We start from the raw sequence: 24,683 nt of genomic DNA, 5'->3' as shown, positions 1-24,683 counted from the left end.
TTCGCACCATGGCCCGCAAATGACCCGTTCCAGAACCACGCCGGAAGAAGCCCTCGCTTATCATTTCGAGCCGCGTCCGGGGAAATACGAGATCACAGCGTCGAAGCCAATGGCGACGCAGCGCGATCTGTCGCTGGCCTATTCGCCCGGGGTTGCGATACCGGTCCAGGCCATCGCCGACCGGCCCGAGACGGCTTATGATTACACGGTCAAAGGGAATATGGTCGCCGTCATCTCGAACGGAACCGCGATTCTGGGGATGGGGAACCTTGGCGCGCTGGCCTCGAAGCCGGTGATGGAGGGAAAGGCGGTTCTTTTCAAACGCTTTGCCGATGTGAATGCGATCGATATCGAGCTTGATACCGAAGACGCGGATGACATCATCAGGGCGGTCAAGCTGATGTCACCGACCTTTGGCGGCATCAACCTTGAAGATATCAAGGCGCCGGAATGCTTTATCATCGAACAGCGTCTGAAAGAGATCTGCGATATCCCGGTCTTCCATGATGACCAGCATGGCACAGCGGTGATCTGCGCGGCGGGGCTGATCAACGCGCTGGAGATTTCGGGGAAGAAGATTCAGGACGTGAAGATCGTTCTGAACGGGGCAGGGGCCGCCGGGATCGCCTGTCTGGAACTGTTGAAATCCATGGGCGCGCGGCATGAGAATTGCATCATGTGCGACACCAAGGGCGTGATTTACCAGGGCCGGACCGAGGGTATGAACCAGTGGAAATCGGCCCATGCCGTGAAGACCGATGCGCGCAGCCTCGAAGAGGCGATGATCGGCGCGGATGTGTTCCTGGGCGTTTCGGCCAAAGGGGCTGTGACGCCCGAGATGGTCGCCTCGATGGCGGAGAACCCGGTGATCTTCGCCATGGCAAACCCCGATCCCGAAATCACGCCGGAAGAGGCCCATGCGGTGCGCGCTGATGCCATCGTGGCGACCGGGCGTTCAGATTACCCGAACCAGGTCAATAACGTGCTGGGCTTCCCCTATCTGTTTCGGGGCGCTCTGGATATCCATGCCCGGGCGATCAATGACGAGATGAAGATCGCCTGTGCCCAGGCGCTGGCGAAACTGGCGCGCGAAGATGTGCCTGACGAGGTCGCGATGGCCTATGGGCGCAAGCTTTCCTTCGGGCGCGATTACATCATTCCGACGCCGTTTGACCCGCGTCTGATCTATGTCGTGCCGCCGGCGGTGGCCAAGGCCGGGATGGATACAGGCGTGGCGCGCCGCCCGATCATCGATATGAAATCCTATGAGGCAAGCCTGAAGGCGCGGATGGACCCGACGGCGACCATCCTCCAGGGCCTGCATGCAAGGGCGCGCCAGGCCCAGGCGCGGATGATCTTTGCCGAAGGCGATGACCCGCGTGTCCTGCGCGCGGCGGTGGCCTGGCAGCGGTCTGGTCTGGGGAAATCGCTGGTTGTGGGCCGCGAGGCGGATGTGCGCGAAAAGCTGGAGACGGCCGGTCTGGGCGACGCGGTGCGCGAGCTTGAGGTGGTGAATGCCGCCAATTCGCGCCATCTCGATCAGTATAAGGACTTTCTTTACAAACGCCTGCAACGCCAGGGACATGATCGCCAGGATATTCACCGCATTGCGGCACGCGACCGGCATGTGTTTGCATCCCTGATGCTCGCACATGGCCATGGCGATGGGCTGGTGACGGGGGCGACGCGGAAATCAGCGCATGTGCTGTCGCTGATCAACAATGTGTTCGACGCGAAAGCCGTCGATGGCGCGGTGGGGGTGACAGCGCTGCTGCATAAGGGACGCATCGTCTTCATCACCGATACCCTGGTGCATGAATGGCCCGATGAAGAGGATCTGGCGACCATCGCGACACGCGCCGCCGGCGTGGCGCGCTCGATGGGGGTCGACCCGCGCGTGGCCTTCGTCAGCTTCTCGACCTTTGGCTATCCGGTGTCGGAGCGCGCGACCAAGATGCATCGGGCTGTCGATGTGCTGGACCGGCGCGGCGTCGATTTCGAATATGATGGCGAAATGACCGTCGATGTCGCGCTGAACACAGATCAGATGGCGGCCTATCCGTTCTGCCGCCTGACCGGGCCCGCGAATATCCTCGTGGTGCCGGCGCGGCATTCGGCCTCGATCTCGGTCAAGTTGATGCAGGAAATGGCAGGCGCCACGGTGATCGGGCCGATCCTGTCGGGCGTGAACAAGCCGATCCAGATCTGTTCGACCTCCTCCACCGTCAATGACATCCTGAATATGGCGGTGATGGCGGCCTGTAAGGTGGGGTAAGGACCTCTGGCCCGACCCAGAAAGTTCAGTCAGTGCGGGGCCTTACCGGTCCCGCACTGAAACCGGCAATCAGCCTTTTTTCGCGACGCGCGCGTTGCGGGTGGCGATCAGCCGCAGGCGCAGCGCGTTCAGACGGATAAAGCCTGCCGCGTCTTTCTGATCGTAAGCGCCGGCATCCTCTTCGAAAGTGACGTGCTTCTCGGAATAGAGCGTGTGATCCGACCAGCGGGCGACAGTGCGCGCGACGCCTTTGTAAAGCTTGAGCTTCACGGTGCCAGAGACATGCTCCTGGGTCTTGTCGATCAGGGCCTGCAGCGCCTCGCGCTCCGGCGAGAACCAGAAGCCGTTATAGATCAGCTCGGCATAGCGCGGCATGATCGAGTCCTTGAGGTGACCCGCGCCGCTGTCGAGCGTGATCTGTTCGATACCGCGATGGGCTTCCAGCAGGATGGTGCCGCCGGGGGTCTCGTAAACGCCGCGCGATTTCATCCCGACGAACCGGTTTTCGACGAAATCGAGCAGGCCGATGCCGTGCTTGCCGCCCAGTTCGTTCAACCGGGTCAGCATGGTGGCCGGCGACAGCGCCTCGCCATTCAGTGCAACCGGATCGCCCTTTTCGAAGGTGATTTCGATGAATTCCGGAGTGTTCGGTGCGTCTTCCACCGCGACAATGCGCGAGGCGACATAATCGGGTGCTTCAATTGCCGGGTCTTCCAGCACGGTGCCCTCGGACGAGGTATGCAGCAGGTTCGCGTCGACCGAGAAGGGGGCCTCGCCACGCTTGTTTTTCGCGACCGGAATCTGGTTCGCCTCGGCGAATTCCAGCAGTTTGGTGCGGGAGGAGAGATCCCATTCCCGCCAGGGCGCGATCACCCGGATCGACGGATCAAGCGCCGCAACGCCCAGCTCGAACCGGACCTGGTCATTGCCCTTGCCGGTCGCGCCATGTGCCACGGCATCGGCGCCGGTGGCCTGAGCGATCTCAACGAGATGCTTCGCGATCAGCGGCCGCGCGATCGAGGTGCCAAGCAGGTAAAGCCCCTCATAGACCGCATTGGCGCGGAACATCGGGAAGACGAAATCGCGGACGAATTCTTCGCGCAGGTCGAGGATGTGGATGTTTTCCTCTTTGATCCCCAGCAGCAGCGCCTTCTGGCGCGCCGGTTCCAGTTCTTCGCCCTGGCCGAGATCGGCGGTGAAGGTCACCACTTCGCAGCCATATTCGGTTTGCAGCCATTTGAGGATGATCGAAGTGTCGAGGCCGCCCGAATAGGCAAGCACGACTTTGCTGGGCTTTTTCATGGGACGGGCTCCATATCCGGTTTCGCCCGCGATTAGCGGGAAACCTGGGGAAGGGCAAGCGAGGCCGCGTCATCCCGGGGGCCACCTGGCCTTAGTAACCCGGCTTTTCGGCGCGGGACGGATCTTGCGCAACATCGCGCCTTGAGGCATGCCACTGTCATGACCGATTTTGCCCAAGCCGCCAGAGCCGCCACGCATGAGTTGCGCCAGCTGTTCCCTGAAACGCCGCTTCAGCGCAACGAGCATCTCTCGTCGCGGTATGAGGCCGATATCTGGCTGAAACGCGAGGATCTGACGCCGGTGCGCAGCTACAAGCTGCGGGGCGCCTTCAATGCGATGCGCAAGATGCGGGTGGCGCAGCCGGATCAGATGAATTTCGTCTGCGCGAGTGCCGGCAATCACGCCCAGGGCATGGCCTTTGCCTGCCGGCATTTCGGGGTGAACGGCATCATCTTCATGCCGGTGACGACACCGCAGCAAAAGATCGACAAGACGCGGATCTTTGGCGGGCCGAATGTCGAGATCGTGCTGACCGGCGACTATTTCGATCAGACGCTCGCGGCGGCGCAGGCCTTTTGCCTTGAACGCGGCGCGCATTTTCTGGCGCCTTTCGACGATCCGGATGTGATCGAGGGCCAGGCCAGTGTCGGCGTCGAGATGCTGGAACAACTGGGCCGGATGCCGGACCTTGTCGTGGTGCCGGTCGGCGGCGGCGGGCTTGCCGCGGGGGTGACGACCTATCTGCATGCGGTCTCGCCGCAGACCGATTTCCGCTATGTCGAGCCTCTGGGCGGCGCCTGTCTGGCCGAGGCGGTGCGCCTTGGCGGGCCGCAAAAGCTCGCAAAGGTGAACAGTTTTGTTGATGGGGCGGCGGTGGCGAGACTGGGTCAGATGACCTGGGAGCGGCTGAAACATGTCAGACCCGATCAGGTGCTGCTGGCGCCCGAAGACCGGGTCTGCATCACCATGCTCGAGATGCTGAATGTCGAGGGGATCGTTCTGGAACCCGCCGGGGCGCTGTCGATCGATGTGCTGCCGGAACTTGCCGGTCAGATCCGTGGCAAGACGGTGGTCTGTGTCACTTCGGGCAGCAATTTCGATTTCGAACGGCTTCCGGAGGTCAAGGAACGCGCGCAGCGCTATGCCGGGCTGAAGAAGTATTTCATCCTGAGAATGCCGCAGCGCCCCGGTGCCTTGCGCGAGTTTCTGTCGATGCTGGGCCCGGATGATGACGTGACCCGGTTTGAATATATGAAGAAGTCGGCGCGGAATTTCGGCTCGATCCTGATCGGGATCGAAACCAAAGAGCACGGCGATTTCGATGCGTTCACGGCGCGTATGGATGCGGCCGGCTTTGCCTATCGTGACATCACCGATGACGAGGCACTGGCCGAGTTCCTTATCTGACCGCCACTTTTATCTGATAGCCTCCTCGTCCAGCGCGGCCAGCAATGCCAGTTTCGAGGCATCATAGACCGCAAGGAAAATCACCGGATTCAACGGTGAGGTCTGGCCACAGGCATTGCAGCGTTCGGCGTCGTGGCAGATCCCGGCCAGCGCCCTGAGGCCGAGATTCAGCGCGCAGCCTTTCAGGAAGTGCAGATCTTCGGCCATTTGCGGCCCGTTGCCGGAGCTGATGACGCGGGTGATCACAGCGTCAGTCTCATCGAGGAAAAGATCGGTGATCGAAGAAAGGTCTTCGCAGCCGATCTCATCCATCAGCTCCTCCAGGCGCGTCATGTCGATCAGATGGTCGAAATCGGGCGCAGGATCACAGCTGCCATGGCAGGAGCCAGCAAGACGGGGCGCGGCAACCGGACCCGCCGCAGGGGTGATCAGGGCCATGGCTTATCCTTTCAGAGACGAGTCGTGGAAGACACGGGCCCCGCCATTCTGCGGCGCCCAGCCTTAACAGGAGGTAAGTGGCCGCGCATTTTTCTGATCCTGCCTTCACCGGAGATTAACCCGCAGGGGCGAGAAAGGGGGGGATCAATGCTGGTGAGCGCGTGGAACGGCAATCTTTGGAGCGGCAACCTTTGGCCGAGGGCGATTTGCACGATGCCGGGCCCGGACGGCCGCAACCGGGCGTGGCACATGTCGCGGGCCTTATGCCGCTTGTGCTCGTGGTTGATGACAGCCGGGCACAGCGGCAATTGTCGATCATGTATCTGCGCCGCTGGGGCTATCAGGTGGCTCAGGCCGCCACGGCCGCCGAGGCGCTTGCGATCTGTGCGCGTGAAAATGTCGATATGGTGATCTCGGACTGGATGATGCCGGGGATGACCGGGGTCGAATTCTGCCGGCAGTTCCGCGCCCTCCCGCGTGAGTCCTATGGCTATTTCATCCTCGTGACCTCGAAATCCGGCAAGTCGGAGGTCGCCAGCGGGCTTGAGGCGGGGGCGGATGATTTTCTGACGAAACCCTTCAGCCCGGGTGAGCTGCGCGCCAGGCTCAGGGCGGGGCAGCGCATCCAGGAGATGCAGTCGGAACTGGTCCGGAAAAACCATGTGGTGCAGGAGACGCTTGCGGAACTGCGGCGGCTCTATGATGCGCTGGACCGCGACCTGATCGAGGCGCGCAAGCTGCAAAGCACGCTCCTGCGCGACCGGCATCGCAATTTCGGGGCCTCGCAGGTGGCGATGATGGTGCGGACGGCGGGGCGGATCGGGGGAGATCTGGTTGGCTGTTTCCGGCTTGACGCGCGGCGGATCGCGGTCTGGTCGGTGGATGTCTCGGGGCATGGCGTCGCGTCGGCGATGATGACGGTGCGGCTGAGCGGCTATCTGTCCGAAGGAGCGCCGGCCCAGAATATCGCCTTCACGACCGGCCCTATCGGGCAGCGCCATATCCGCAGCCCGGCGGAACTGACCACCGCCTTCAACCGGCTGATGCTGGATGAACTGCAGGTCGAGCAATATTTCACGATGGTCTATGCCGAACTGGATGAACCCAGCGGCGCGCTGCGGCTGGTTCAGGCCGGGCATCCGCATCCGATGATCCTGCATGCCAGCGGCGAGGTGGAGCAGGTGGGGCAGGGCGGACTGCCGGTCGGGCTGATAGATGACGCGCAATATAGCGAGATATCCCTGCGGCTGGCGCCGGGGGATCGGCTGGTTCTGCTGTCAGACGGGGTGACCGAATGCCCGGGCGCGGCGGGGCAGGATCTGGGCGAAGAAGGCGCGGCTGAGATGATCCGCAACATCGCGCAGCCAGATTCAGGTCAGATGCTCGAAGGCCTGGTTGCTGAACTGGCGCGGTTTGCCGGCACCGGGAATTTCCCCGATGATGTGTCCGGGCTGATCCTGGAATATCCTGGGCCTGATCTCACTGGCCTGCCAGGGTCAAAAGCGCTTCATGGCGGCTGACGAAATCACGCCGGACCTCGGCCGGCGGGCGCAGGACGATTTCAAGGCCGCGCGCCAGCACCGGATCCGGGCGGCCGAAGAACCGGTTGGCCTCGGCCTCGGAAAAGCCGGCGATCTGCACCGCCTCCAGCCAGGCCGAGACATTATCGGCCAGCTTGATCTGTTTCTTGATTGCCGCCGGCAGCATCGAAGGCAGACCGAATTTCAGATGGACCGCCGCCGTCAGCCTTGTGTCGAGCTCGCCATAACCCGGCCCGACGGCGGCCTTCACCGGGCTGATCATGTCACCGATCACATATTCGGGCGCGTCATGCAGCAGCGCCGCCAGTTGCCAGCGCGGCGCGATGCCGGGATTGGCGCGGGAAAAGATCGCCTCGACCAGCAGCGAATGTTCGGCGACCGAATAGGGCCAGTCGCCGCGCGTCTGCCCGTTCCAGCGCGCCACAAAGGCAAGGCCATGGGCGATATCGGCAATCTCGATATCCATCGGCGTCGGGTCCAGCAGGTCCAGCCGGCGCCCCGAGAGCATCCTTTGCCAGGCCCGTGCCTGTTTCGCTGCCATTCCCTGCCTCCTGCGCGAGCCTGTCCGGAATTCGGTCGGGGCGCAGCGGAAAACAGGCCCGAACGCGGGCATTACGGCGGGTCCCGGCCCGTGCCCGAAGCATCTTATTGCCCGTTTCCATTGCCAATGGTAAGGGGGCGCCGACAAGGTTCAGCGGTCAGGTTCAGGAGAGAAGTATGGCAACGGATTATATCGTCAAGGATATCGGCCTCGCGGATTTTGGTCGCAAGGAACTGGTCATCGCAGAGACCGAAATGCCGGGGCTGATGTCCTGCCGTGAGGAATTCGGCCCGTCGCAGCCGCTGAAAGGTGCGCGCATCGTCGGCTCGCTGCACATGACCATCCAGACGGCGGTGCTGATCGAAACGCTGACCGCCCTCGGTGCCGATGTGCGTTGGGCTTCGTGCAACATCTTCTCGACCCAGGATCACGCTGCCGCCGCGATCGCTGCCGCCGGCGTTCCGGTGTTTGCCGTCAAGGGCCAGACCCTGACCGAGCATTGGGATTACCTGGACCGCTCGTTCATGTTTGCAGAGGGCGCGAATATGATCCTCGACGATGGTGGCGATGCGACGCTCTACGTCCTTCTCGGCGCACGGATGGAAGCGGGCGAGGATGTGCTCGCGGTGCCGCAATCCGAGGAAGAAGAAGTCATCAAGCTGCAAATCCAGAAGCGGATGAAGGCAAGCCCCGGCTGGTTCGCGAAAACCAGGGCCGCGATCAAGGGTGTTTCGGAAGAGACCACCACCGGCGTCCACCGCCTCTATGATCTGCACAAGAAGGGCCAGCTGCCCTTCCCGGCGATCAACGTCAACGACTCGGTCACCAAGTCCAAGTTCGACAACAAATATGGCTGCAAGGAATCGCTCGTTGATGGCATCCGCCGCGCCACCGACACGATGATGGCCGGCAAGGTTGCGGTCGTCTGCGGATATGGCGATGTGGGCAAAGGCTCGGCCGCTTCGCTGCTGGGTGCGGGCGCGCGGGTGAAGGTTACCGAGGTCGATCCGATCTGTGCGCTTCAGGCGGCAATGGACGGGTTTGAAGTGGTGCTTCTGGAAGATGTGGTGGCAAGCGCCGACATCTTCATCACCACCACCGGCAACAAGGACGTGATCCGGCTGGAACACATGCACGCCATGAAAGACATGGCGATTGTCGGCAATATCGGCCATTTCGACAATGAAATTCAGGTTGCCGCGCTGAAAAACCACAAATGGACCAATATCAAGGACCAGGTGGACATGATCGAGATGCCCTCGGGCGCCCGGATCATCCTCCTGTCGGAAGGTCGCCTCCTGAACCTCGGCAATGCGACCGGCCACCCGTCCTTCGTGATGTCGGCCTCGTTCACCAACCAGACGCTGGCGCAGATCGAGCTGTGGACCAAGGGCGAAGAGTATCAGCCTGGCGTCTATATCCTGCCGAAAGCGCTGGATGAGAAAGTGGCCCGCCTGCATCTGAAGAAAATCGGCGTTAAACTGACCGAGCTGAAAGCCGATCAGGCGGCCTATATCGGCGTGAATGTCGACGGGCCCTACAAGGCCGAACATTACCGCTACTGATCGCTTACACGCTGTGAATGCGCGCGCGCCCCGTCTCTTTCTGAGGCGGGGCGTCATTTTTTCCCATTGCCGTTTGAGTCTGACCGCCTAAACTCTGCCGCGACCCCGCATTGCGGGGGTTTTCTGGGAAAATAGCGAGGACAGCTATGGGCAAGCGGGACGAACTGATCGCCAAATATGCCGACGATCTCAAGAACAAATGCGGCGTAACGCCGGATCTGGACCTTCTTACCAGGGTCACGATCGGCTGTGGCCCGACGATTTACAACGCGGATGCCTCGACCGTTGCAGCCTCGGATCCGGAAGAGCTGGCCCGGGTGAAAGCCAGCTTCCTGATCAAGAAGCTGGGCCTTGCCGACAGCGCGGCGCTGGATGAAGGCATCAATGCCGCGATCGAGACCTATGGTAAATCCGAGCGCAACAAATTCCGCGCCGTGTTCTATTATCTGCTGGTGAAGCATTTCGGCAAAGAAGCCGTATACGCCTGATCACCCCTGTCCGGATCATCCCGGGATTGTAACCGGATCAATCCGACAGATTGTCATTCTCTTAAAGCCGCGTCATGGTGACGCGGCTTTCTGTTTTCGCGCAGGTCGTCATGTCCACCAATGTCCAAAGCAGCACAACCGTGGAAACCACGGTGGTTCCGATCGTGCTCGCCGTCTCTATGGGTCATCTTCTCAATGACCTGATGCAAAGCCTTATCCCGGCTTCCTTCCCGCTCTTCGAGGAGAAATTCTCGCTGAGCTTTACCCAGATCGGGTTGATTACGCTTGTTTTTCAGGGGGTTGGTTCGATCTTGCAACCGCTGGTCGGCTATTACACGGACCGGCGGCCGATGCCCTATGCGCTGTCGCTCGGGATGCTGTCGACCGGGGTCGGGCTGATCGCGCTCGCCCATGCCACCAGTTTCGCGATGATCCTGTGGTCGGTCGCGCTGGTCGGGCTGGGCTCGGCCATCTTCCATCCTGAGAGCTCGCGCATCGCGCGGCTGGCAGCGGGGATGCGACCGGGTTTTGCGCAAAGCCTGTTCCAGGTCGGCGGTAATGCCGGCACGGCGCTCGGGCCCCTGGCGGCGGCCTTTGTGGTCATGGCCCAGGGCCAGTTGTCGATCCAGCTTTTCGCCGGGGTCGCGCTGGCGGGGATGCTGCTGCTGGCAGCGGTCGGGCGCTGGTATACTCAGGTGGGTGCCGGCCGGCTGGTTGCGCGCAAGACGCGGCTGAAGACCGTGGTGCCGCTGCCGCCCGAGGTGGTGCGTCGCGGCATGTTCCTGCTGATCCTGCTGATGATGTCGAAGTTCATCTATTCGGTCAGCTTCTCCAGCTACTACACTTTCTACCTGATGAAGCAGTTTGCCATTCCGGCTGAACAGGCCCAGGTCTGCCTCTTCATCTTCCTCTCTGCCGTGGCGGCAGGGACGATCATCGGTGGCCCGATCGGCGACAAGATCGGGCGGCGGAAGGTGATTCTCTGGTCGATCTTTGGGATCCTGCCGCTGACCATCGTGCTGCCCTGGCTGCCCCTGATCCCGAATGTGATCGTGGCTTCGGTGGCGGGTCTGATGCTGGCCTCGGCCTTCCCGGCGATGGTGGTCTATGCCCAGGATCTGATGCCGCAAAATACCGGCATGGTCGCCGGGCTTCTGTTCGGGCTGGCCTTTGGCATCGCAGCCATCGGGGCGGCGGCGCTTGGCGTGCTGGCCGATGAATATGGCATCATCACCGTCTACAAGATCTGCGCCTTCCTGCCTTTGATCGGCGTCGTCGCGATCTTCCTGCCCAATCCGCGCGTCACCCACTGAACCTGTTGAATTTGCGATAAATGAAGGGCGCTTCGGATTTGTCCGAAGCGCCCTTTTCTGTCACTGTAACCCTGTCGGCGGCAGAAGCCCGGGACCTTAATTTCAACACCTGCGGGGTGCATGTGGGGTGGAAGGAGGGTCCTGCAGGGGTGCGGGGCCCTCCGGATTTCTTACGGCTCAACCCCACCCATAAGGCAGATGATTTCCCATTCCTGGGGGCTGACCGGCTGAACTGAGAGCCGCGTATTGTTCACCAGAATCATCTGTTCCAGACCCGGGGTCACCTTGGCCTCATCCAGCGTGATATGGCGTTTCAGCGGTTTGATCGCCCTGATCCAGACGCAGTCCCAGCGGGGATCTTCGGTGGTGCTGTCGGGCGCGCTTTCGCGGCAGACCTCGACAATGCCCACCACTTCCTTGCCGATATTCGAATGGTAGAAAAAGCCGCGATCGCCGATTTTCATCGCCCGCATATTGTTGCGCGCCTGGTAGTTCCGCACGCCGTTCCATTCCTCGCCGGTGTCACCTTTGGCAACCTGGGCATCCCAGGACCAGGTGTCGGGTTCGGATTTGAAAAGCCAGTAATTCATCCGATCACCTTTTTCCATTCGCGGATGGTCACATCCTGGAACAACCCGGCCTTCGCGTAAGGATCCGCCGCAGCCCAGGCCCTGGCCTGATCAAGGCTGTCAACGGTCAGGATCACCAGGCTCCCGATCATCGCGCCATCGCTGTCCAGAAACGGACCGGCCATCTCGACGATACCGGTCCCGGCGATATAGGCCAGATGGGCGTCACGATTGGCCTTGCGGGTCTCGAGATGGCCCGGCTTGTCGATGCAGATCAGGGCTGCGCGCATGTCTCACTCCTGTTTCAGCGGGCGCGACATCAGGTCCCTGACCGCTTCTCCCAGATTGGTTTCACCTGCGACCAGCCGCGCGACCATGGTCGTCACCGGCATGTCGATCTTCTTTTCACGCGCGAGCCGCGTGGCCGCCTGGGCGGTCGCAACGCCTTCGACGGTGGCCTTCGCCGCCTCGCGGCCCTGACCAAGCGCCAGCCCATGCGAGAAATTCCGCGACTGTTCCGAGGTGCAGGTCAGGATCAGATCGCCCAGGCCCGAGAGGCCGGCCAGCGTCTCGGCGCGTGCGCCAAGGGCGACCGCAAGCCGGCTCATCTCGGCATAGCCCCGGGTGATCAGCGCGGCGCGGGCGGAATCGCCAAACCCGGCGCCGATCACCACGCCGGCCGCAATCGCGATCACGTTTTTCAGCGCGCCGCCCAGCTGCGCGCCGGTCACATCATCGCTGCGGTAAAGCCGCAAGGTCTGGGTCGACAGCAGATGTTGCAAAGCCTCGGCGCGCGGGCAATCACAGGCAAGGGTCAGTGCCGTCGGCAGGCCGCGCGCGATATCAGCGGCAAAGCTCGGGCCGGTCAGCACGGCTTTCGCCCCGCTCGCCCCCGCCCCCGCCATCACTTCGGCGGGCCCCTGCAGCGTGGTCAGGTCAATGCCCTTGGAACAGGCGACGAGGTCGGTGTTCAGAAGTTCCGGCGCCTCGGCAAGAAAACCGCGCATCGCCTGCATCGGCATGGCCAGAAGAACCGCCTCGCATTTTGCCAGATCCGCCAGCCCGTCCTGGATCAGGATGCCTTCCGGCAGCGCGATCCCCGGCAGCTTATCCGCCTCGCGCTGCGCGCGCATCCGCGCGCGGGCCCCGGCATCGCGGGCCCAGAGCCGCACCTCGCGCCCGTCTTTGGCGAGCGTGACCGCAAGGGCCACTCCGAAAGCCCCGGCGCCTGCGATTCCGATCATGCCTTCGCCCCCCGTTTCCCGGATCCCAGCATCGGCGCCGCGCTTTCATCCAGCGGCCAGCGCGAGCGGGCGATAAGGGCCGATCTGTCTTCCGCGCCAGAGAGGAAACGCTCGATCCCGGCCCAGGCGATCATCGCGCCATTATCGGTACAAAGCCGCAAAGGAGGCGCCAGGAAACGCGCGCCGGCGGCATCACAAACAGTCTCTAACCTTGCCCGAATGGCCTGATTTGCCGCAACGCCGCCCGCCACGGCCAGCACCGGTGCGGGAAAAAGCTCCAGCGCGCGGCGGGTCTTTTCGGCCAGAACCGAGGCCACGGCCTCCTGAAACCCGGCGCAAAGATCGCGGCGATCTTGCAGCATCAGCCCGCCTTTCTCTGCGATGATCGCATCGCGTGCGCGCAGCACAGCGGTTTTCAGCCCCGAGAAAGACAGATCGCAGCCCGGCCGATCCAGCAGAGGGCGCGGAAAACGGAACCGTTTTGCATCGCCCAAGGCGGCTTCGCGTTCAACATGCGGCCCGCCTGGCTGCGGCAGGCCGAGGAGTTTCGCGATCTTGTCAAAGGCTTCGCCTGGGGCATCATCAATGGTGGAGCCAAGGCGGCGGAAATCTTCCGGCCCTTCGACCGCAAGGAACTGGCAATGCCCGCCCGAGACGAGCAGCATGAGATAGGGATAGGCGATGCCATCGGTCAGCCGTGGCGTCAGCGCATGGCCGGCGAGGTGGTTCACTGCGACCAGAGGCAGGCCGGTTGCCGCGGCGAGGCCCTTTGCCAGCATCAGCCCCGATAAAAGCCCGCCAATCAGGCCGGGCCCCGCCGTGACCGCGATTCCGTCAAGGTCACGCAGCCCGAGGCCCGCCTCGCGCAAGGCGGCCTCAACCGCGTAGTCCAGCCGTTCAGCATGGGCACGGGCGGCGATTTCAGGAACCACGCCGCCAAAGGGCGCGTGCAATGTTGCCTGGCCCTCGACCACCGAAGACAGGATTTCGGCTTCGCCTGTGGCATGGCGACGCACGATTGCGGCCGCCGTATCATCGCAGCTTGATTCAATCCCGAGAAAGATCGTCGTTTCCGTCATGGCGCCTGGCATTCCCGGGCGGCGCGGCTTGTGGCGCGACCCTTCCTGCAGGTAGCATCCGCCCCGGCATCAGACAATGCCGGAAGACAATCCAGCCAGCGCGGAGAGGCCCCGGCGCATGCCGTCCCAGATCATCCTCAACACCCGTCCGGAGCCTCAGGCAACCCGTTTCACTGCCGAGCTCACGGCCAGTTTCGGGGATCGGGCGCGGGTGATCGCCTCGCCTCTGATGCTGCCGGAGTATTTGGCGCCGACGTTTCCGGACGGGGATTTCCAGGCGCTGGTGCTGACATCAGAGGCTGGCGCGCTTGCGGCTTTGCGCTTGCAGGCAGGGGGCGCGCAGCTTCCGCCGCGTGCCATCTGCGTTGGCGATCGCACGGCAGAAGTGGCTAAAAAGGCCGGCATAGAGACTGTTTCGGCGGGGGGAGATGCCGGGGATCTTGTCCGGCTGATCCTCTCGCGGCAGGAGGACCGGCTTTTATACCTGCATGGTGAGGACCGGGCGGCTGATCTTGGGGCAGCCCTTGTGCCTTTCGGGCGCAAGGTCACCTCGCTGGTGGTGTACCGCCAGCGCGCCTGTCCGCTGACCGCCCCCGCGCGGGCCGCGATTGCGTCGGGCGAGCCTCTGATCCTGCCGTTGTTTTCACCGCGTTCGGCGCGGCTTTTCCTTGAGGCGGCTGAAGGGCTGCCTTTGTCGCATCTGCAGCCGGTGGTCATCAGCGAGAATGCGCGGCTGATTCTGCCAGAGACGCTGGCCGATCTGGCGCTGGTCGCGGTGCGACCGGACGGGCCGTCGATGATTGCGGCGATTGCCCGCTGCTTTCCGCCGCTTGCGGGCTGACTGCGGGTTGAACAGAGGGGGGCCTGGGGCTTACCTTGCAGGCATATCGGAACGCGTCTGACGGAGTGACCCTGAATGGCAGTGGAAGAAGATCCGGCTCGGGTGACGGGCGAGGCCACCGCAGCCATTTCGCCAGATGCGAAGGATGCGGCGCCGGCAGAAGCGGTCGCGGCAGTTGCAACCGAAGTGGAACCTCAGCCCGTCGATCCCGCGACTGCGGGCATGTATCGCGCGCCACCACCACGCAGGGGCGGCTTTGTTGCGCCCTTTCTGGGTGGCGTCGTCGCTGCGGCCCTGGGGTTTGGCCTGTCGCATTACAACGTTTTTGGCCTCAGGGCCGATCTCGATGCCGAAGCGATCGAGGCCGGGATTGCGCGGCTTGGGGCGCAGGTGACCGAACAGGGCCAGACCGCCGCCAGCGCCAGCAAGGCGGCAAGCGATGCGGCGGCGGCGGCTGACAGCGCGGCCCGGGCGGTTGGCGAACAGCTATCTGCGCTGGCCGGGCGGATTGACGGGCTTGACGCGCAGGCGCGGGCTCAGGCCGAGGCTTTGCCGGACGGCACGATCCCGCCCGCAGCCTTTGCGGCGCTGAAAGCCGAGGTTGATGCGCTGAAAAATGCGCCTGCCGGTCAGCCCGGCGGTCAGATGGATGCCGATGCCCTGCGCCAGCAGATCACCGCTGAACTGGATGCCCGCGCCAGCGAGGTCGCGGCCGAGGCCGAGCGTGCGGCGGAGGCCACGCGCCAGGCGGCGCTGCGGGATGCGGCCTGGATCACGCTGAATGAGGCGGTGAAAAACGGCCAGCCCTATGCCGATGCGCTGACCGCGCTTGGTACGACAGAGGTGCCGCAGGCGCTTGGCGCCCATGCGGCGGATGGCCTGCCCGGCGTGCAACAGCTTGCCGCGAGTTTCCCCGAGGCGGCGCGCGAAGCGCTGGATATTTCGCTGCGTGCCGCTGAGGCGGGTGGTTTCGGCGACCGCGCGCTTTCGCTTTTGCGCGTCACCACCGGCCAGCGCTCACTGACGCCGCAGCAGGGAACCGACCCCGATGCGGTGCTGTCGCGCGCCGAGGCGGCGGTTGGCGCCGGAGATCTGCCGGCGGCGCTGACGGAGTTGAAGGGCCTTCCCCCCGAGGGGCAGGCGGCGATGGAGCCCTGGGTTTTGCAGGCCCAGGCGCGCATTGATGCCGAAGCGGCGCTTGCCGCGCTGAAGCCGTAAGGAGGGCATCATGCTCTGGTCGCTGGTCAAAATTGCGGTGTTCCTTGGTCTGGTGACCCTGCTGGCGGTGGTCGCCGGCGGCATGTCCGAACAGGGCGGGACGGTGCGGCTCTGGGCTTTTGATCAGGAGTTCACCCTGAACCCGCTCGCGGCACTGGTTGTGCTGCTGCTGGCGGTGGTGCTGGTCTGGCTCGGGCTGAAACTGGTCGGGCTTTTGTTCGCCGTGCTGCGGTTTCTCAACGGCGACGAGACGGCGATCAGCCGCTATTTCGACCGCAACCGCGAGCGTCGCGGCTATGCCGCGCTTTCGGACGGTCTGATCGCCCTGGCCTCGGGCGAGCCGAATACCGCGCTGGCCCGTGCCCGTACCGCCGAACGCCTGCTGCAAAAGCCGGAACTCACGCGGCTTCTGACCGCCCAGGCCGCCGAGGCCGCCGGGGATGGCCGCGCCGCGACCGAGGCCTGGAAGGCGCTTTTGGCGGATGAACAGACGCGGTTTGTCGCGGTGCGGGGGCTGATGCGGCAGAAGCTGGCGTCAGGCGATACCGCGACCGCGCTGAAACTCGCGGAACAGGCGCTGGCCCTGAAGCCGAAACATTCCGAGACCCAGGACGTTTTGCTGAAGCTTCAGGCCGAAGGGGGCGACTGGGCCGGCGCGCGGGGGACGTTGTCGCAAAAGCTGCGCTCGGGGGAATTGCCGCGCTCGGTCTATCGGCGCCGGGACGCGCTGCTGGCGCTGCAAGAGGCGAAGACGGTGCTGGATGAGGGATCGACGATCGAGGCGCGCGAGGCGGCGATCGAGGCCAACAAGCTCTCGCCCGACCTGATCCCCGCGGCGGTGATCGCGGCGCGGGCGCTGGTGGCGAAGGGCGACAGCAAAAGCGCGGCCCGGGTTCTGAAAAAGGCCTGGGAGGCACAGCCTCATCCCGATCTGGCGGCGGCTTTCGCGGCCATTGAACCCTCCGAGACGGCGGAGCAGCGGCTGAAACGTTTCCGCGCCTTTCTGGCATCGCGCCCGGATCACGAGGAAAGCCGGCTGACCGAGGCAGAGCTTTTGCTGGCCGCCGAGGATTTCCGGGGCGCGAAAGCGGCGCTTGCAGCCATCCCGGTGGACCACCCGACGCAGCGCTCGCTTGCGATCTTGGCGGCGGCCGAACGCGGCATGGGCGCCCCGGATGAAGAGGTTCGCGGGGTGCTTGCCCGCGCCCTTGCGGCGTCGCGCGGGCCGGAATGGGTCTGCGACAAATGCGGCACCGTCCATGCGCAATGGGTGCCGATCTGTGCCTCGTGCAGCGGTTTCGACACCCTGTCCTGGCGCGAGCCCGATGGCATCCAGGGCAGCCGCCCTGCGACCAGTGCCGGCCTCGCGCCGCTCTTGTTCGCGGCGACACGCCCGGCACCGACGCCGGAATTGGTCAGTCTGCCGGAACCCGAAGAGGCCGAGGTGATCGGGACCAGCGCGCCGGTGGTGCAGCCTGACGAGGCCGAAGAGGCCTCGGATCCGGTGATCACGCCGGATGAAATCCTGCGCCGGGCCACCTGAGGGGCGGTCGTGACCCGGAAGCTGGGCCAATAGATCAGCTCGGCTTTCGGTCCCGCCTCGTCAGCACCGCCCAGGCGATCAGCCCGATCACCAGGCCCCAGAACGAGCCGCCGATCCCCAGCATCCGGATATTTGCGGCCGAGGCGAGAAAGGTGATCAGCGCCACTTCGCGAAGCCTCGGCTCTGCCATCGCGGTGGCAAGACTGCTGCCGATGGTGCCGAGAAGCGCAAGCCCTGCGAGCGTGGTGATGAAAGCCGCCGGAAGAGCCATGAACACCCCCACCAGCGCCAGGCCAAAAACGCCTGTCAGCGTGTAGAACAGCCCGGCTGCGATACCGCCGATCCAGCGCTTTGACGGATCCGCATGTGCCTCTGGCCCGGTCACGATGGCTGCCGTGATCGCCGCGACATTGAAGGCATGCGAGCCGAAGGGCGCCATCACCAGCGAGCCAAGGCCGGTCGCGGTCACAATCGGGTTGGCGCTGGTCGTATAGCCATCATTTCTGAGGACCAGCATCCCCGGCATATATTGCCCGGTCAGCGTGATCAGGAACAAAGGCAGCGCGATACTGAGCGCCGCGTTCAGGGTAAAGACGGGCGCGGTGAAAAGCGGCATGGCCAGCTCGAATCGCAGGCCGGAGAACCCGACCTCGCCACGCAGCAACAGCCAGGCGAGGCCGATGGCGAGGATCCCCACAATCGCATAGCGCGCGGTAAAGCGCTTGAGGATCAGATAGCTGCCGACCAGAAGGCCCACCAGGGCCGGGTCGGCGCTGGCGCCTCCGAAAGCATCGATCCCGAATTGCAGCAGGATCCCGGCCAGCAGGGCGGCGGCGATGGCAGGGGGGATCAGGCGGATCAGGCGGTCGAAACAGCCCGAGACGCCCAGAATAACAAAGCCGAGGGCCGAGAGCATATAGGCGCCGATGGCTTCGGGATAGCTGACACTCGCCAATGCGGTGACGAGGAAGGCGGCTCCGGGTGTTGACCAGGCGGTTATGACGGGCGCGCGGCAGCGCCAGCTGAGGACGAGGCCGGTCACGCCTACCCCCACCGAGACCGACCAGACCCAGGAGGCGGTCTGTGCGAGATCAAGCCCGGCCATGCGCGCCGCCTGGAACACCAGGATAAAGGTGCCGCCGTAATTGACGATGACCGAGATCAGCCCGGCGATGACCGGATGCAGAAGGTCCCGGGCGCCGATTGTGGCTGTTTGGGCAGGGATGGGCGCAGACATGGGGAGCTTCCGGATGACGTTCAGTTGCCTCAGGGCTTACCCGGAGAGTGGCCTGCCGGTTCCTGCCAATTTTTGCAGTTAACTCAGACCAATTTGACCAGGGACGCTACAGTCCGGCATCCGGGCCTCGCAATCAGGCGGCGTTACTGGCAGGATACCGGTTACAGGATGCGCCAGAGGAGCAGACCAATTGTTCCGCCATTCCCAGCTTGAAACCGTCAAGGCCTGGCTCCTCCACCCCGATCAGGCGGGTTTGCCGCTGCATGGCCGGATCCAGCGGGCGATCCGTCAGCTGATCCTCGATGGGGCGCTGGCGGCAGAAAAACCCCTGCCGGCGACGCGGGGGCTGGCGGCGTCGCTCGGGGTGTCCCGCGACACGGTCGAGGCCGCTTACAACCAGCTCCATGCCGAAGGCTTCATTCGTCGCCGCGTCGGCAGCGGCAGTTTCGTGGCCGCGATCCGCGATCTGCGTCCGGCCTCGCGCCGCGTCACAGGCCAGGCGGCACCGGCTCCGGGCGAGGTCACTGCGCGGGGCGGGCTCAGCGCACGGGGTGCCGCGATTGTGGCAAATGGCGGCACCCATACCGGCCCGCCGGGGCGGATTTTTCAGCAGGGCCAGCCCGAGACGCGCAATTTTCCGATCCGGATCTGGGAACGGCTGGAGCGCCAGGTGTTGCGCGATCATGGCACCAGCGCCCTGATCATGACCGATCCACAGGGGGCAGAGCCGCTGCGTCAGGCGATTGCCGACCATGTCAATCTGGAACGCGGGGCGCGGGCGACGGCGGATCGGGTGCTGATCCTTACCAGCTCGCAACAGGCGATGGCGCTGACGGCCAATCTGCTGCTTGATCCGGGCGACCGGATTTTCGTCGAAGACCCCGGCTATCACGGCGCGCGGCAGGCTTTTGCGGCGGCAGGGGCTGTGCCGGTGCCAGTGCCGCTTGATGATCAGGGGATCCTTGTCGACCACATGCTTGATGCGCCGGACCGGGCGCGGGCGGTGTCATTGACCCCTTCGCACCAGTTTCCGACCGGCGCGACCCTGTCGCTGGAGCGCCGCCTTGCCCTGATCGGCTGGGCCGCCGAGCATCGCGGCTGGATCATCGAGGATGATTATGACAGCGAATTCCATTACATAGGCCGGCCGACCGCCTGCGTGCAGGGGCTCGATCCGCATGGGCGCACGATCTATATCGGCACTTTCACCAAATCGCTGTTTCCCGGGCTGCGGCTTGGCTATCTGATCCTGCCGCCCGATCTGGTGCAGCCCTTCACGCTGGCGCGGACGCAGCAGGATGGTCACCCCGCGTCGATCCCGCAGCTGGTGCTGGCGCGATTCATGCAGGGCGGTCATTTCGGCGCGCATATCCGGCTGATGCGCGCGATCTATGCGGAAAGGCTGCGAATCCTGGCGCGGCTGGTCGAGACACATCTGGCGGGTCTGGTCGAGGCCCGGGTGCCGGCGGGCGGCTTGCAGATGCCCTGCCTCCTGACCTGCGCGCTGTCAGAGGCGCAGGTGATCGACGCTGCCACAAAGGCCGGGCTTGGCCTCACAGGCCTGACCGGTCTGCATGCGACCGCGCGGCCGAGGCCGGGATTTTTGCTGGGGTTTGCCGCCTTCACCCCCACGGAACTGGAAAGTGGTGTGCGCAGGCTCGCCGCCATTCTGAATGGCCTGCTGAGCGACCGCGACGGCGCCTGAATTGGTCGGATGACCTGTCCGGAATTGGTGGGGTCGGCACCGCCGGTTCCGGGCCAGAATGGGCGGCCCCCAGTCTGCGAGATATGCCCATGCCGACGACCATTGCCCCGCCGCCCCTGCCTGGCTCTGACCTGAGCGCGGCCGATATTGCCCGTTTCGGCCCCGATCCGCAGCAGAGGTTCGCGCAGGGTCTCGCAGATACAGAGGCCCGGATCGCGGCTGCCTGCGCGCGTTCCGGGCGGGACAGGCGCGAAGTGCGGCTTTTGCCGGTCACCAAGACCCTGCCCGCGCATATTCTGCGCCTGGCCTGGGCCGCCGGGATCCGCGATTTCGGCGAGAACAAGCTGCAGGAGGCGCGCGAGAAACAGGCGGCTCTGTCCGATCTGGCGATCCGCTGGAACATTATCGGCCATCTCCAGACCAATAAAGTGAAATATCTTGTGAGGTTTGCCTCCGAGTTTCATGCGCTGGACAGCCTGCGCCTTGCGGCAGAGCTGAACCGGCGGCTGGAGGCCGAGGGCCGCGATCTGGACGTCTTTATCCAGGTCAATACCTCGGGCGAGGAGAGCAAATATGGCCTCAGCCCGGACAGGCTGCATGAGTTTCTCGGTCAGCTCGAGGGGTTTGAACGCCTGAAGCCGCAGGGGCTTATGACCCTCGCTATTCTCAGCCCCGATCCGGTGCGCGTCAGGCACTGCTTTGCGCTTTTGCGCCGGTTGCGCGATGAGGCCCAGATCAGGCGCCCGGAAATTTCGCGTCTTTCCATGGGGATGACCAGCGATTTCGAAATCGCGATCGAAGAGGGGGCCGATGTGGTTCGGGTTGGTCAGGCGATCTTTGGCCCGCGCCCGAAAGAGGCCGGGCCGTTCTGGCCGGGCCTCGATGATCTCTGAACCGCCCGCTACATCTCGTGACGCCTCAGGACGGCGCGGATGGTTTCCGCAATCTCGCCGCGCCGTTCCAGACAGCGTGAACGTGGCCCGGGGCCTGTGCGCATTGCTCGCATCGGCCTAGCTTCCTGCGGTGGCTCTGGCCAGGGACAATACGGATGTGACGTCCGGCGTTTTGGCCGAAATGAGTGGCATCTTTTCCGATTTCGGTGGCGAAAGGGCGGTGATGCCAGCAACACACTGAAACAGGCGGCGGAATTCGGCATGGTTGGCGGTGGCCAGACTTTTGCGGGCATCCTGATGTTCCTGTCGGACATCCATTCGACGGGGCTGGAGACTGCGCAGGGCCTCTTGCTGACCACCGGTTTCTACTGGGACCGCAATGACGGGACCCGCGCCTTTGGCGAATGCTTTGCCGCGCTGAACAATGGCCACTTGCCCATGATGAACCAGGCCGGCGCCTGTTCGGCGACGCTCGCCTGTCTTGAGGCGGGCGCTGTGGTTTTCGCGATCCGAACTATTTCTCACGCGCCTATGCGAAACACTGGAAAGTGCCGCCCAGCCGGGATCAGGCGCCTCAGACCGCCAGCAGCTCGACCGCGACCCCTTGGCCGACGCCGATGCAAAGCGTGGCCAGTGCCGAGGCGCCGCCGCCCTCATGCAGCCGTCTTGCGGCGCTGGCAACGATGCGGGCGCCCGACATGCCGAGCGGGTGGCCCATGCTGATGCCGCCGCCTTTGGCGTTGACGCGCGGGTCAGCATCGGTGAGCCCCCAGGCACGGGTACAGGCCAGAACCTGGGCGGCAAAAGCCTCGTTCAGCTCGATCACATCCTGATCGGCGGGCGGCTTTGCGCCGCGCGCGACCAGACGCTCCACCGCCGCAATCGGGCCGATTCCCATGACACGGGGCGCAACCCCGGCCGAGGCCGCGCGCCCGATCCGTGCCAGAGGTGTCAGGCCAAGCGCCTTTACGCCTTTGGCCGAGGCAAGCAGCACCGCCGCCGCGCCGTCATTCACCCCTGCCGCATTGCCTGCGGTCACCGTGCCGCCATCGCGAAACGGTGCCGGCAGGGCCGCGAGCTTTTCAATCGAGGTCGCGCGGGGATGTTCATCCGCGCTGACGACCGTATCGCCTTTGCGGTTCCGGATCGTGACGGGAAGGATATCCGCCGCATGCCAGGCTGCATCATAGCGGGTCTGCGACGACAAAGCGTAAACGTCCTGATCCTCGCGCGAGATGCCGTAGTCTTCCGCGACATTCTCGGCGGTCTCGGGCATCGATTCGATCCCGAACGCCTTTGCGATCCGCTTGTTGACGAAGCGCCAGCCGATGGTCGTGTCATAAATCTCGGCCTGGCGGGCAAAGGCCGTATCCGCTTTGGGCATCACGAAAGGCGCCCGGCTCATCGATTCCACGCCGCCCGCGATGATCACATCGGCCCCGTCCCGGATCGCCCGCGCGCCCGCGATCACCGCATCCATCCCCGAGGCACAAAGCCGGTTGACCGTCAGGCCCGGCACGGAAACATCCAGCCCCGACAACAGAACCGCCATCCGCGCGACATTGCGATTGTCCTCGCCCGCCTGGTTGGCGCAGCCAAAGATCACCTCATCCGGCGCCAGCCCCGGATACAGCGCCAGCAGACCGTCGATCACCTGTGCCGCCATATCATCGGGCCGCACCGGGGCCAGCGCGCCGCCATAGCGCCCGATCGGCGTGCGGCGCATCGCGCAAAGAAAGACGTCATTCATCGGGGGGCTCCGGTTTCACAGGAAAAGGGACCGTTCAGGATTTCGCAGGCTGGCGCAGCTGGAAGCGCTGGATCTTGCCGGTCTGGGTCTTGGGCAGCGCCCCGGTAAAGATCACGCGGCGCGGGTATTTATAGGGGGCGATCACCTTTTTCACATGGTCCTGCAGCGCCCTGATCATCAGCGCATCACCCTCATGCCCCGGAGCGAGGATCACATGCGCCTCGACAATCTGGCCACGATCCGCGTCAGGCGCGCCGATCACCGCGCATTCCTGCACCGCCGGATGCGACAGCAGCGCCGCCTCGACCTCGGGCCCGGCGATATTGTAGCCGGCCGAGAGGATGATGTCGTCGGTCCGGGCGGCAAAGTGGAAATAGCCCTCTTCATCCTGCCAGAACGTATCGCCGGTCAGGTTCCAGCCATCCCTTACATAGACCTCCTGGCGCGGGTCATCCATATAGCGGCAGCCGGTCGGGCCGCGTACGGCAAGACGCCCGGTCTGACCGCGCGGCTTTTCGGTCATGTCTTCGTCGACGATCTTCGCCTCATAGCCGGTGACGGGCTTGCCGGTGCAGCCGGGGCGGTGATCGTCAAAGCGGTTGGTGATGAAGATATGCAGCATCTCGGTCGCGCCAATGCCATCAAGCATCGGCTTGCCGGTTTTGGCCTGCCATTCCTCATAGACCGGCGCGGGCAGGGTCTCGCCCGCCGAAACCGCCGCGCGCAGCGAGGACAGATCCGCCCCCTGATCCATTGCGGCCAGCATCACGCGGTAAGCGGTCGGCGCGGTAAAGCAGACGGTGGCGCGATGTTCTTCGATCATGCCGATCATATTGGGCGGGCTGGCCTGTTCCAAAAGCGCCGCCGTCGCGCCAAAGCGCAGCGGGAAGACCGCGAGGCCCCCCAGCCCGAAGGTAAAGGCCAAAGGCGGGCTGCCGATGAAAATATCATCGGGCGTCACATTGAGGATTTCTTTCGCATAACCATCCGCGATGATCAGCAGATCGCGGTGGAAATGCATCGTCGCCTTCGCATCGCCGGTCGTGCCCGAGGTGAACCCCAAAAGCGCCACATCATCGCGCCCGGTCTGTACCGCGTCAAATCGCACCGGCTTTTTCAGGGCGATACGGTCCAGTTCCGCATCATGGTTGGCGGTGCCGTCAAAGCCGATCACAGTGGTCAGAAACGCGCTGTCATTCTTGCAATGGATCAGGTCTTCCATCAGCCGCGTGTCGCAAAGCGCATGGCTGATCTCGGCCTTGTCGATCACCTTTGTCAGCTCGCCCGAGCGCAGCATTGGCATCGTATTGACCACCACCGCGCCCGCCTTGGTCGCCGCAAGCCAGCAGGCCACCATTGCGGGGTTATTGGCCGACCGGATCAGCACCCGGTTGCCGGGCTTCAGGCCGTAATCCTCGACCAGCGCATGGGCGATGCGGTTGGTCCAGTCGGTCAGTTCCTTATAGGTGCGCGAGCGGCCATTGCCGATCAGCGCGATATGGTCGCCAAAGCCCTTTTCGACCATGCGGTTGGTCAGCTCGACCCCCACATTCAGCCATTCGGGATAGTCAAAACCCGTCAGATCCAGCCCGGGCCAGGACTCTGTGGCGGGCAGGCGGTCGCGGGTGAAAGTGTCCAGATGGCCCGTTGGTCCCATCATGAGGTTAGCTCCCTGTTGGCCCCACCGCAGTCTTGTCGCTGTCTTGTCGCAGCTTGCGGGGGGATGTTCTGTCT

At 64.1% G+C, this 24,683-nt stretch carries 21 protein-coding genes and 1 pseudogene; 12 read left to right on the top strand and 10 right to left on the bottom strand.

The genetic code is table 11. From position 1 onward, the window contains the following. The first annotated feature begins 19 nt into the window (after positions 1–19). The gene (locus tag JC607_RS01775) at positions 20–2,275 is read left to right on the top strand and encodes an NADP-dependent malic enzyme (RefSeq protein ID WP_198835234.1); all 2,256 of its coding nucleotides are present in this window, start codon (positions 20–22) and stop codon (positions 2,273–2,275) included. A 69-nt stretch (positions 2,276–2,344) separates the two neighbouring features. On the opposite strand, the gene JC607_RS01770 is transcribed toward JC607_RS01775, so the two are convergent. Continuing rightward, entirely contained in the window at positions 2,345–3,577 is a 1,233-nt protein-coding gene (locus JC607_RS01770; RefSeq protein ID WP_198835233.1) for an argininosuccinate synthase, read from the bottom strand. A gap of 159 nt (positions 3,578–3,736) precedes the next feature. On the opposite strand from JC607_RS01770, the gene ilvA reads away from it, so the two are divergent. Beyond that, entirely contained in the window at positions 3,737–4,984 is a 1,248-nt protein-coding gene (gene ilvA / locus JC607_RS01765) for a threonine ammonia-lyase IlvA (protein WP_198835232.1), read from the top strand. A gap of 9 nt (positions 4,985–4,993) precedes the next feature. Here ilvA and JC607_RS01760 read toward each other — a convergent pair whose 3' ends face one another. Beyond that, positions 4,994–5,422 (bottom strand): Hpt domain-containing protein, encoded by a 429-nt coding sequence (locus JC607_RS01760; RefSeq protein ID WP_198835231.1) that lies wholly within the window; start codon positions 5,420–5,422, stop codon positions 4,994–4,996. Between the two features lie 263 nt (positions 5,423–5,685). On the opposite strand from JC607_RS01760, the gene JC607_RS01755 reads away from it, so the two are divergent. Continuing rightward, positions 5,686–6,942, top strand: a complete 1,257-nt coding sequence (locus JC607_RS01755) for a PP2C family protein-serine/threonine phosphatase (RefSeq protein ID WP_198835403.1) — start codon at positions 5,686–5,688, stop codon at positions 6,940–6,942. On the opposite strand, the gene JC607_RS01750 is transcribed toward JC607_RS01755, so the two are convergent. Further along, positions 6,902–7,504, bottom strand: a complete 603-nt coding sequence (locus tag JC607_RS01750; protein WP_198835230.1) for an HD family hydrolase — start codon at positions 7,502–7,504, stop codon at positions 6,902–6,904. The genes JC607_RS01755 and JC607_RS01750 overlap by 41 nt on opposite strands. A 176-nt stretch (positions 7,505–7,680) precedes the next feature. On the opposite strand from JC607_RS01750, the gene ahcY reads away from it, so the two are divergent. The 3 genes from ahcY (at position 7,681) to JC607_RS01735 (ending at position 10,870) form a co-directional block, all read left to right on the top strand. Next, positions 7,681–9,069, top strand: a complete 1,389-nt coding sequence (gene ahcY, locus JC607_RS01745) for an adenosylhomocysteinase (protein ID WP_198835229.1) — start codon at positions 7,681–7,683, stop codon at positions 9,067–9,069. A 146-nt stretch (positions 9,070–9,215) separates the two neighbouring features. Next, complete coding sequence (locus tag JC607_RS01740) at positions 9,216–9,557, top strand: DUF2853 family protein (protein ID WP_198835228.1); 342 nt, start codon at positions 9,216–9,218, stop codon at positions 9,555–9,557. A gap of 110 nt (positions 9,558–9,667) precedes the next feature. Further along, positions 9,668–10,870, top strand: a complete 1,203-nt coding sequence (locus tag JC607_RS01735) for an MFS transporter (RefSeq protein WP_198835227.1) — start codon at positions 9,668–9,670, stop codon at positions 10,868–10,870. 170 nt (positions 10,871–11,040) lie between these two features. Here the strand turns inward: JC607_RS01735 and JC607_RS01730 are convergent, their stop codons facing one another. Genes JC607_RS01730 through tsaD form a run of 4 tightly spaced genes read right to left on the bottom strand, consistent with a single transcriptional unit; the run spans position 11,041 to position 13,762 of the window. Next, the gene (locus tag JC607_RS01730; RefSeq protein WP_198835226.1) at positions 11,041–11,460 is read right to left on the bottom strand and encodes an EVE domain-containing protein; all 420 of its coding nucleotides are present in this window, start codon (positions 11,458–11,460) and stop codon (positions 11,041–11,043) included. Continuing rightward, a complete protein-coding gene (locus JC607_RS01725; protein ID WP_198835225.1) occupies positions 11,457–11,729 on the bottom strand; it encodes a YciI family protein in 273 nt (90 codons plus the stop codon). The genes JC607_RS01730 and JC607_RS01725 overlap by 4 nt, the downstream gene beginning before the upstream one ends. 3 nt (positions 11,730–11,732) lie before the next feature. Then, entirely contained in the window at positions 11,733–12,683 is a 951-nt protein-coding gene (locus JC607_RS01720; protein WP_198835224.1) for an NAD(P)H-dependent glycerol-3-phosphate dehydrogenase, read from the bottom strand. Further along, positions 12,680–13,762: a tRNA (adenosine(37)-N6)-threonylcarbamoyltransferase complex transferase subunit TsaD gene (tsaD, locus tag JC607_RS01715; RefSeq protein WP_198835223.1), complete on the bottom strand. Its 1,083-nt coding sequence runs from the start codon at positions 13,760–13,762 to the stop codon at positions 12,680–12,682. Before tsaD ends, JC607_RS01720 begins: the two co-directional genes overlap by 4 nt. Before the next feature lie 118 nt (positions 13,763–13,880). On the opposite strand from tsaD, the gene JC607_RS01710 reads away from it, so the two are divergent. The 3 genes from JC607_RS01710 (at position 13,881) to JC607_RS01700 (ending at position 17,364) form a co-directional block, all read left to right on the top strand. Then, positions 13,881–14,603 (top strand): uroporphyrinogen-III synthase, encoded by a 723-nt coding sequence (locus tag JC607_RS01710; RefSeq protein ID WP_198835222.1) that lies wholly within the window; start codon positions 13,881–13,883, stop codon positions 14,601–14,603. A gap of 75 nt (positions 14,604–14,678) precedes the next feature. Further along, positions 14,679–15,821 (top strand): COG4223 family protein, encoded by a 1,143-nt coding sequence (locus JC607_RS01705; RefSeq protein WP_198835221.1) that lies wholly within the window; start codon positions 14,679–14,681, stop codon positions 15,819–15,821. A gap of 10 nt (positions 15,822–15,831) precedes the next feature. Further along, the gene (locus tag JC607_RS01700; protein ID WP_198835220.1) at positions 15,832–17,364 is read left to right on the top strand and encodes a heme biosynthesis protein HemY; all 1,533 of its coding nucleotides are present in this window, start codon (positions 15,832–15,834) and stop codon (positions 17,362–17,364) included. 34 nt (positions 17,365–17,398) lie between these two features. Here JC607_RS01700 and JC607_RS01695 read toward each other — a convergent pair whose 3' ends face one another. After that, positions 17,399–18,601: a benzoate/H(+) symporter BenE family transporter gene (locus tag JC607_RS01695; protein WP_198835219.1), complete on the bottom strand. Its 1,203-nt coding sequence runs from the start codon at positions 18,599–18,601 to the stop codon at positions 17,399–17,401. Between the two features lie 190 nt (positions 18,602–18,791). Between JC607_RS01695 and JC607_RS01690 the strand changes: the two genes are divergently transcribed. The 3 genes and pseudogenes from JC607_RS01690 to JC607_RS25925 form a co-directional block, all read left to right on the top strand. Next, positions 18,792–20,306, top strand: a complete 1,515-nt coding sequence (locus JC607_RS01690; RefSeq protein ID WP_198835218.1) for a PLP-dependent aminotransferase family protein — start codon at positions 18,792–18,794, stop codon at positions 20,304–20,306. Between the two features lie 89 nt (positions 20,307–20,395). Further along, the gene (locus JC607_RS01685; RefSeq protein ID WP_198835217.1) at positions 20,396–21,199 is read left to right on the top strand and encodes a YggS family pyridoxal phosphate-dependent enzyme; all 804 of its coding nucleotides are present in this window, start codon (positions 20,396–20,398) and stop codon (positions 21,197–21,199) included. Between the two features lie 39 nt (positions 21,200–21,238). Then, positions 21,239–21,628, top strand: a pseudogene (locus tag JC607_RS25925) (ABC transporter substrate-binding protein); the annotation flags it as partial. A gap of 145 nt (positions 21,629–21,773) precedes the next feature. On the opposite strand, the gene JC607_RS01675 reads toward JC607_RS25925, so the two are convergent. Together JC607_RS01675 and JC607_RS01670 are read right to left on the bottom strand one after the other, a co-directional pair. Beyond that, the gene (locus JC607_RS01675) at positions 21,774–22,949 is read right to left on the bottom strand and encodes an acetyl-CoA C-acyltransferase (protein ID WP_198835216.1); all 1,176 of its coding nucleotides are present in this window, start codon (positions 22,947–22,949) and stop codon (positions 21,774–21,776) included. 34 nt (positions 22,950–22,983) lie between these two features. Continuing rightward, positions 22,984–24,609, bottom strand: coding sequence for an AMP-binding protein (locus JC607_RS01670; protein ID WP_198835215.1), 1,626 nt, complete (start codon positions 24,607–24,609; stop codon positions 22,984–22,986). Between the last annotated feature and the right edge of the window lie 74 nt (positions 24,610–24,683).

The sequence above is a fragment of the Paracoccus sp. IB05 genome, from assembly GCF_016405985.1.
Lineage (GTDB): Bacteria > Pseudomonadota > Alphaproteobacteria > Rhodobacterales > Rhodobacteraceae > Pseudogemmobacter.
Note: the sequence above shows the minus strand (reverse complement) of the source record. Positions and strands in the feature narration are given on the sequence as shown.